Source organism: Chitinophaga nivalis, from assembly GCF_025989125.1.
Taxonomy (GTDB): domain Bacteria; phylum Bacteroidota; class Bacteroidia; order Chitinophagales; family Chitinophagaceae; genus Chitinophaga; species Chitinophaga nivalis.
In genome coordinates this window covers 6,101,077-6,111,480 of record NZ_JAPDNR010000001.1, presented here as the reverse complement: position 1 = coordinate 6,111,480, position 10,404 = coordinate 6,101,077, and the positions used below count along the sequence as shown (strand labels likewise).

Annotated in this window: 2 protein-coding genes; both read left to right on the top strand. The window is 50.4% G+C overall.

What is annotated here, in order from left to right; all coding sequences use genetic code 11:
- The first annotated feature begins 8 nt into the window (after positions 1-8).
- Entirely contained in the window at positions 9-1,127 is a 1,119-nt protein-coding gene (locus OL444_RS23025) for a VOC family protein (RefSeq protein ID WP_264729489.1), read from the top strand.
- A gap of 66 nt (positions 1,128-1,193) precedes the next feature.
- On the top strand, positions 1,194-10,394 hold the full coding sequence (locus OL444_RS23020) for a non-ribosomal peptide synthetase (RefSeq protein ID WP_264729490.1): 9,201 nt from the start codon (positions 1,194-1,196) through the stop codon (positions 10,392-10,394).
- Positions 10,395-10,404: the final 10 nt, after the last annotated feature.

Genomic DNA, 10,404 nt, shown 5'->3' with positions numbered 1-10,404 from the left:
ATTGTCATATGGAAAATCTGAACAACATTGTCTCCACCGATTTGCCAAAAATGGAATACGACTTCATTGAATATTATGTGGGCATGGCAAAAATGGTCGTTTACTGGCATGTGAAAGCGCTGGGATTTAAAGTAGTGGCCTACTGCGGACCAGAAACGGGCGTAGAAGACAGGTGTTCTTATTATATCGTGAAGAATGATATCAAAATTGTGATTACTTCCGCTTCCCAGCCCAGTTCCTATAAGATTGTATCTTTTGTGGACCTGCATGGCAATGGTATCAAACGGTTTGCCATGAAGGTGGAAGATGTAAGCGCTTCTTTTCAGCGTGCCCTGAAAAATGGAGCGATTCCTTTACAGCACCCGGTGGTGGTATCCGATGATAAAGGATCCGTAGAACATGCTTCCCTGAAAGTATTTGATGATAATGAAGTGGTGTTGATTAACTATGATAATTATACCGGTGATTTTATGCCGGGATATAAGAATATTGAAGATGACTGGGATGTATTGGGAGAAGATTCTGCTCTCGAAAAAATTGATCATGTGGCCTGTGCTTTGCGGCTGAATGAAATCAATCTCTGGGAAAATTATTTCAACAACATCTTCCAGTCTAAAACAGTTAAACAATTCGATGAAAGAAAAGTAGGAGAGGAGAAGAAGATCGGTATGCTGCTGAAAGTATTGCAGTCAGAAAATAAACAGATGAACAACGTACTGGTAGAGCCGGATCATGGTGTAAGGTCGCAGGTATCGTTGTTTATTGACCAGAATTATGGCGCCGGTATACAACATATCGCCTTTGAATCAGCCAATATTTTCCGTTCTGTGGAAGTATTGCGTGCCAATGGCGTACGGTTTACCAGATATCCGGATTCCTATTATGAAAAACTAAACGCCAAATACCCGCACCTGGATGTAACGTTACTGAGAAAACATGGTGTGCTGTGCGATGTGCTGGACGGTGCATTGCTGTTCCAGATCTTCACCGCGCCTATCGGCGACCGCGCTACTTTTTTCTATGAAATTGTACAACGTGTCAACAATTACGAAGGTTTTGGCCTGGATAATATCCACGCATTATTTGAAGCAATGGAAACTGAACTGATGGCGAACAATGCTTTGTAGCAGCCGGATACATCATCCTATGTCCAACTGTTGTCCTGCGACAACAAAAATTAAAATTGACCCTTTATGGTAGCTGAATTATATACGAAATTAAAGGAACTGAAGGTAAACGTCCGGTTAGTAAACGATAAGCTGGATTTGCAAGCTCCCAAAGGAGTGCTGAATGAGGCATTGCTGAATGAAATCAAAACCCATAAAGAAGACCTTATACAGTTTATCAGTTCCTACCGGCAGCAGAAAGATGGCTATCAGTCTATACGGAAAACCGGATTGCAGGAAAGCTATGCCCTGTCTGCCTCCCAGAAGATGTTGTGGGTGGTAAGCCAGCAGGAAGAAGGCAATATTGCCTATAACATGTCTGGCGTGTATGTGTTTGAGGGCGACTTGCGCCAGGAGGCGCTGGAATTTGCATTTGACCGCCTGATAGAAAGACACGAAAACCTGCGGACGGTTTTCCGGGAAGATGCCAGCGAAGAAATCCGGCAATTTATTCTGCCGGCAGAGCGTATTGGTTTTACGTTGGAGTATACCGATCTGCGTCAGCTGGAACACCGCGATAAAAAAGCAAAGCAGTTGGTACAGGCGGCCGCATTGCGGCCTTTTAACCTGGCCACCGGACCCTTGTTGCGCGCCGGTTTATACCAGGTGGCAGATAACAAATGGATCTTCGGACATGTGATGCACCACATTATCAGCGATGGCTGGTCCATGGGTATTCTCATCCGGGAACTGCTGGAATTATACAATGCACATATGCAGGGCAAGCCCGACCCGCTGACACCCCTGCATATCCAATATAAAGATTATGCTGCCTGGCACCGGGAAGCACTGAGCGGCGAAATGCTGGCGGCACACGAAGCCTATTGGCTGGACCATTTTGCAGGAGAGCTGCCGGTACTGGAACTCCCGGGCGACCGGATACGGCCGGCCCTCAAAACCTACAACGGCCATTTGGTGAACAGGGTGATGGATGCCGGCATCAGCGCAGACGTACTGACTCTCTGCCGGGAACAGGGCGCTACTTTGTTTATGGGCCTCCTGGCTGCTGTAAACGTACTGTTGTACCGTTACACCGGCCAGGAAGACATTATCATCGGTACGCCCAACGCCGGCCGCAGTCATGCCGACCTGCAGGACCAGATCGGTTTTTATGTGAACACACTGGCGCTGAGAACACAGTTCAGCGGCGCCGATGATTTCCGCAGTGTACTGGCCAACGTCAGAAAGGTGGTACTGGGTGCAGACGAGCACCAGGTATATCCGTTTGGCTCACTGGTGGAAGCATTGCAGCTGCAGCGGGATATCAGCCGGAATCCGCTGTTCGATATTCAGGTGTTGGTAGGACATGACGATAACAGCCAGCTGAAAGAAAGACAAACCTTGGCCGGATTGGCAGTGGGTGAGTATGAAGAGACCACTCACGATACTGCCCGGTTTGATATGGTCTTTAACTTCAAGGAAATTGCCGGAACGATTCACCTGAATCTGCAGTATAACGTAGACATATATACGGAGCAGCAGATCAGACAACTGATTGCCCACCTGGAACAATTGCTGGCGGCCATTGTCAGCCAGCCATCATTACCGGTGCAGCAGCTCTCTTACCTGTCGGCAGCCGAGCGGCAGCAATTGCTGGCAGACTTTAACCATGGCGTCACCATCGCGGGCCCTGTTAGTGAACAAACCGTGGTAGACCTGCTGGACCAGCAGGCGGCCCTGCATCCCGATCATACTGCCGTGTCTTTTGAAGGTACACAGCTCACCTACCGCGCGCTGCAGGAGAAAGCCAATCAGCTGGCTCACTACTTAATCACGGAACACCAGGTGAAGCCCAACGAAATGGTGGGCATTATGCTCGACAGATCGGAGAAGATGCTGATCGGCATATGGGGTATCCTGAAAGCCGGTGCGGCTTATGTGCCCATCGACCCGGATTATCCGGCAGCCCGGAAAGCCTATGTCATCAAAGACACCGGTATCCGCATGTTGCTGACACAGACCGAATATTTTTTCGACCTGGATTACTACGAAGGAGAATCATTTGCCGTAGATGTGCAGCTGGATACGCTGGAAACGCCGGTGACTGCACCGTCGGTGACGATCGCACCGGATCACCTGGCCTATGTGATCTATACTTCCGGTTCTACCGGCAACCCTAAAGGCGTACTGATTACACACGGTAACCTGATGCATTCCCTCTCGTCCCGGCCGGCTATCTATGACGCCTATACGTCGTTTTTGCTGTTGTCGTCTATTGCTTTCGACAGCTCCGTGGCCGGTATTTTCGGAACGTTATGTTATGGCGGTTGCCTCTGTATTACCCGTAAGATTGATGTGGCCAACGTAGACCTGATTGCCGGTTACCTGGTAGATCATGCAGTGAGTCATTTGTTAACTGTACCATCTTACTATAAATTATTACTGAATGCGCTGGCCAACAGGAATAATCACCTGCGGGCAGTCATTGTAGCCGGGGAAGCTTGTCCGGCGCAGCTGGTAACCGATCACTTTAATGCGCCTGCCTTGCAGGACTGCCGGTTCTTTAACGAATATGGCCCTACGGAAGCTACCGTATGGAGCAGCGTATATGTCTTTGAGCGGGATGCCCCTATTGTACCGTCTATTGGCAAACCGATACCGGGCACCCGTATTTATATATTGGACAGTGAGCAACAACCCGTGCCTGCAGGCGTTACCGGCGAAATATATATTGCCGGTAACGGTTTGGCCCGTGGCTACCTGCACCAGCCGGAGCTGACGGCAGAAAAATTTGTCACCGATCCGTTTCAGCCAACGGAACGCATGTATCGTACCGGCGACTCCGCCAGATGGAAAGCCGATGGGAATATTATCTTCATCGGCCGGAAAGATGACCAGGTAAAGATCCGCGGCTACCGCATTGAACTGGGTGAAATTGAAAATGCACTGCAGGGACATGCCGGCGTGGAATTGGCCACGGTAGTAGTCAGAACCGATGCTGCCGGCAATAAAGAACTGGCCGCCTATGTAGTGGGTAACACCACTTTACAGGCAGCCGACCTGCAAACCTACCTGACCGGATTACTGCCATCCTACGCGCTACCGGCGCATTATGTACAGCTGGAGCAGTTCCCGCTGACCCCGAATGGTAAAGTAGACCGGAAAAAATTGCCGGATCCTAAAGGAACGGGGATGTCTACCGGTGTACCGTACGTAGCGCCGCGCAATGATGCGGAAGCACGGTTGTTGATGATCTGGAAAGAGATACTGGGCAAAGAAAAGATCGGTGTGAATGATAGTTTCTTCAGCCTGGGCGGGGACTCTATCAAAATCCTGCGCCTCATGACGGAGATCCGTAAAAAAATGAGTCTGGAAATACCGATTGCCGATATCTATAAAAACAATACGGTGGCCTTGCTGGCGGCGCACAGCTATGATAACATCATCGCCATCGAACGCCGCAATAACTATCTGAAAGAAACAGAAGTGGCCGTGAAAGCGGAAATATTGGCGTTGAAAGAACGGATACTGGCATTGGATCTGTTACCGGAAAAAGAAAATATTGCCGATATCTTCCCCATGAGTGATGTGGAAAAGGGGATGGTCTTCGAATCACTCATCAACCGGGAACGCAGTATATACCACGATCAGTCATTGCACCCGCGCATTTTTGCAGACTTTGATATTGCACGTTTCCGCCGCGCCCTGCAGCTGCTCGTGGATAAACATGCTATCTTAAGAACCAGCTTTAATGTGACGGATTTTGATACCCAGGTACAGCTGGTACATCACCGCATTAACGTAGAAATTCCCTACAAGGATTTATCTGACCTGCCACATGAGACGCAGAACAACATCATCCGTACTTTCGTGGATGGAGAGTTGCATCATCCTTTTGATGTTTCGGTCGCACCGTTGTGGCGCATGTCTGCATTTAACGTCGGCAACAATAAAATTGTCTTTGTATGGCAATGTCATCACGCTATCATTGATGGCTGGAGTGATGCCTTGTTCATGACAGAACTGAATAACCTGTACCTGACACTGGGAGAAGATCCTGCTTATTTACCGGAACCGCTGAAAGCAGATTACCGCGATTTTATTATCCAGCATGAGGTAGATAAAAAAGATAGTCAGATGAACAGCTTCTGGCAACAGGAGCTGGCAGAAGCCAAACGCCTGGATCTCTTTACCCAGGCGCCGGATGACAGCGGCTATCTGCACGTACTGGATAAAAAACATTCCGATAAACTGGAAGACCTGGCAGAAGACCTGGATACCACCGTGAAAGTAATTTCATTCAGCGCGTATCTCTATCTGTTGAAAATACTGAGCTACGATGAAGAAGTGATTGCCGGCCTGGTAACCAATACCCGCCCGGATTGTGAAGACAGCGACCGGATACTGGGTTGCTTCCTGAATACCATTCCTTTTAAAATGGTGGTGGATGCCCCGGTGAAAATCGCAGACTTTATCCTGCAGGTACACGAAAAAATCATCGGCCTGAAAGGAAATGAAAGACTCAGCTTACCGGAAATAGCCCGGATTCATCACCAGCAAACAGAAGCCGGTAATCCGTTTTTCGATACCTTCTTCAACTACGTGGATTTCCATGAATTCCAATCTATCCGGGAAGAGAAAGCACCGGTACAACCAGATACGCCGGCGCCATCGCTGAACCTGAAAGGAACCGGCCGTACCAACACCTACATGGATTTTACAGTGAATAATACCGGCGGTTACCTGCAGGTGAAATTCAACCTGCTGCGGAAACTGAAATCCGGTTTAACGGCGCAACAGGTAGGCGCCATTTACCTGGAGATCCTGCATGCCATGAGTATAGATGCGGAACAAATCATCAACCAGCGGGATTACCTGTCTGCCGCCGCAAAAGAAGAGCTGCTGACCGCCTTTAATCCGGCGCCGGTGGATTTCCCGGCTACCCAAACGCTTACCCGGTTGCTGGAAGCACAGGTAGCCCTTGCGCCACAGCAAGCCGCTCTGGTGTTTGATACAAAGGAATGGACTTACCAGGAATTAAATGCGATAGCCAATCAGCTGGGTGCTTACCTGCGCAAACACCATGGCATTACAGCCGGTGAGCTGGTAGGCATACAATTGGAGCGTAGCGACTGGATGATCATTGCGATACTGGGGGTATTAAAATCCGGTGGCGCCTATGTACCGGTTGATCCTACGTATCCGGCAGAAAGGAGAAGTTATATCCTGGAAGACAGTCAGTGCCGCGTAGTCATCGATGCTGCGTTGCTGGAACAGTTCCGGCAGGAAGCAGATCACTATGCACAGGAAAACCTGGAAGCAGTCAATAACGCTACTGACCTGGCTTATATCATCTATACTTCCGGTTCCACCGGAAAGCCTAAAGGCGTGATGACGGAACACCGATCCGTGGTGAACCTGATTACCTCGCAGATCCGGACGTTTGGTATCACCAGCAGTGAAAATATATTACAGTTCTCCAGCATTGCCTTTGATGCGTCTGTAGAACAGATCTTCCTGGCATTCAGTACAGGCGCCCGCCTAACCGTGATGGATGCGGATACGCGACTGGACCCTGAAAAGATCGCCGCTTTTCTTACCCGGCACGAAATTACCCATTTGCATACCGTACCAGGCGTACTGAAAACCATTCCGGTAAAACAATATCCTGCCTTAAAGCGGGTGATTGCCGGTGGTGATAGCTGTCCGCAGGATGTGGCAGCGCAGTGGAGCGGGGAATATGACTTTTATAACGAGTACGGCCCTACGGAAACAACCATTACCGCTACCGAACTGCACTACCAACCTGGTGCTGTGGGTCCGGTATTGTCTATCGGCCGGCCGGTCGCCAATACTTTTGTATACATCACTGATCATGCGTTGAACCTGGTACCTGCCGGTGTGACCGGAGAAATCTGTATCGGCGGCAGTGGGGTAGCAAGAGGTTATCTCTATCGCCCGGAGCTGACGGCAGAAAAGTTTGTGCCGAACCCATTCCGGCCGGGAGAGCGGATGTACCGTACCGGTGACCTGGGCAGATGGCTGCCCGACGGAAATATTTTATTTACCGGCCGTCGCGACGACCAGGTGAAAATCCGTGGCAACCGCGTGGAAACCGGTGAAGTAGCCGCGGCGATACAAACACACCCGGCAGTAGCAAGTGCCGTAGTGGCCGCGCGTCCCGATCAACAGGGCGAACAGCAACTGACGGCGTATATTGTTGCCCGTGAGTCGCTGAACAGCAGTACCCTGCGTGCTTATCTGACAGACCGGCTGCCGGCTTATATGTTGCCATCGCATTTCGTACAGCTGTCTGCGTTACCATTAACCGCTACCGGAAAAATCAATTTCCGGGCATTGCCGGAACCGGAAGCCGCAGGTTTATCTGCAGGCGTAGAATACATCGCGCCGCAAGGTATCCGGGAAGTATTGCTGGTAGCCGCTTTTGAGGCAGTACTGCAAAAACAGGCAGTAGGCGTGAACGGCGATTTCTTTGTACTGGGAGGCGACTCCATCAAATCGATACAGGTCGTATCTTATCTGAAACAAAGAGGCTATGCCCTCACCATTCAGGATATCCTGCTGCATCCCGTTATCACGGATCTGGCAAAATATATCGTACCTGTGACCCGGGTAGCAGATCAGGGACCTGTTACCGGTATTATTCCGTTAAGCCCGGTGCAGACATCCTTCTTCCTGGGAGACCAGACCTGTATCCATCATTTCAACCAGTCGGTATTGCTGAACAGCCGCGAGCCGATAGCAGCAGCTTCTTTGCGGGCAGCGCTGGATAAACTGGTACAGCACCACGATGCGTTGCGGATGGTTTATTATAACAGTCCTGCCGGCTGGGTACAGGAAAACAAAGGCCTGGAACAAAGCTATGCCCTGGAGGTGATTACACCGGCTGATGAAGCAGCATTCGGACAACATTGCGACCGCCTGCAGGCGGGTATTAACCTGGAAACAGGGCCGTTGTTCAGTGTGGGATTATTCCGCGGTGAAAGCAGCGACCGTTTGTTGCTGGTAATACATCACCTCGTGGTAGATGGTGTGTCATGGCGGATATTGCTGGAAGATCTCTCTAACTTATATTATCAATATCAGATAGGCGCTGCATTACGGCTGCCGCAAAAAACAGATGCCTTTAAATACTGGCAGGAAAAACAACTGGCTTATGCCGCCAGTGAAACACTGGCGCAGGAAATTCCTTACTGGTCGGCTATTGCCGCTGCCGATGCTTCCTTGCCGGTAGATATGCCGGAAGGTAGTAACCGGGTGGCAGATGTGGCTGTTACCACCTTTGTGCTGGATGAAGCACAGACGACCCGTTTACAAACCCAGTGTTACCGCGCTTACCGCACGGAAGTGAATGATGTACTGATCGGTGCACTGAGTCTGGCGCTGGCAGATGTATTTAAACAGCCGGAGGTGCTGATACGGCTCGAAGGCCATGGCCGCGAGCAGATAGGCGCTGATGTGGATGTCAGCCGCACGGTGGGCTGGTTTACCAGTATGTATCCGGTGTTGCTCGACCTGCAGCAGGCGGCCGATCCGATTGCGCAGCTGATTGCCGTGAAAGAATCCCTGCACCGGGTACCGGGTAAAGGTATCGGTTATGGTATCCTGCATTACCTGGCAGGTAAAGTGCCTGCGGTAACGCCGGCAGTTACCTTCAACTATCTCGGCGACTTCGGCGGCAGTGTTGCTGCCAGTGATCAAACGCCGCTGTTTGAATTCTCCGGTGATTATCATGGGCACGAATATCCGGACAACCGGCAGCGTACGACCTTGCTGGATATCTCCGGTATGGTCGTGAGTGGTCAGCTACGTTTATCCGTCGGGTATAGCCGCGAACAGTTTACGGCCGCTACTGCCGGCAAGCTGGCAACGGCCTGGCAATTCCGCCTGGAGCAACTGATTACACAGTTGTCTGCCGCCACTGAAAGCCGGTTAACGCCGGTGGATCTGACCTACAAAGGTTTGAGCGCTGCAGCAGTCAATGCGCTGAACGAAAATTTTGATGTGGAAGATGTATACCCGGTTACCGCTATGCAACGGGTGCTTATCCATGCCTATGATGCGGCTGCTACAGATGCAGGCGTATATCATGCGATTTCTTCCTGGGGTTTTGAAGATGCCCGGTTCTCGCTGGCAGCATTGGAAACGAGCATTCAACAGCTGCAGGAAAAACACAGGGTATTACGCACCGTATTTTTCAGACCGGATAACGGAGATATCTGCCAGTGTGTGAAAACCACTGTGGGAGATACGGTTACCGTGGATGACCTGACGGCCTTGTCGCCGCAGGAACAACAGGCGTATATCCTCACGGCGAGGGAAGCCGATATCCGCAGCAAGTTTCGGATTACGGATACCCCATCGCTGTTGTTCCGGTTCCGGATTTTTATACTGGGAGCGCATGCCTTTGAACTGATGTTTACCTGTCACCATGCGATCATGGATGGGTGGGGCTTTACCATATTGAAGAATGAATTGCTGGCGGGTTATCTGGCCGCCAGAAACGGAGAAACGGTACCAGTGGTTATACCAGCCGATAGTTTCCGTGAGTATGTACAGCTGGGAGAAGCCGGCGCCGCCAATGAGAAAAACAATCAGTTCTGGCGGGAAGCATTACAAAACTGGCAGCCATTGCCGCTGCAACCACTGACTACGGCAGAACAGGGCACCGATTCCTGCTCTGTACACCTGGACAGGGCGCTGGTACAACAGCTGAAAGCTGTGGCAGAAAACAACAAGGTGTCGTTGCGGTCCGTATTCCTGAAAACAGGTACCGAGGTGCTGCGGCAACACTGGGGCGTGAAAGAACTGTTCCTGGGATTGTTGTTCAACGGCAGAACGCATGAACTGCAGGATGCATTGAATGCGGTAGGCCTGTACTGGAATATCCTGCCTTTCCGGGCGCCGGAAGTTGATAGCTATGAAGCCATACAGCAGCAGTTGAACCGGTACGAAGCCTATGCACAGTTTTCTGCCTGGAAAATCCGCGAATGGGTGGGACAGGAGCCGCACCAGGTAAGTTTTAGTTATTCGCAGTTCCATAATGCCCGCAACTGGCAGGCAGAAACACCGGCCGTGCAGGATCAGCTGCCCGTAATGACCGGCGATTTTTATATGGACCGTTATCATTACCCGTTAAACATCAAGGTAATGGTAAAAGAAACAGATGGTACAGATATCGTGATCATCATGGATTATGACCGGCAGTATTTTTCCGGAGAAGAGATAGCGCAGCTTTTATCACAATTTGTTCATCAGTTAAAGTAAAAGGAGTATT

Coding starts and splice junctions, on each gene's coding strand:
- OL444_RS23020 (WP_264729490.1), top strand. CDS start 1,194: ATGGTAGCTGAATTATATACGAAATTAAAGGAACTGAAGGTAAACGTC.
- OL444_RS23025 (WP_264729489.1), top strand. CDS start 9: ATGGAAAATCTGAACAACATTGTCTCCACCGATTTGCCAAAAATGGAA.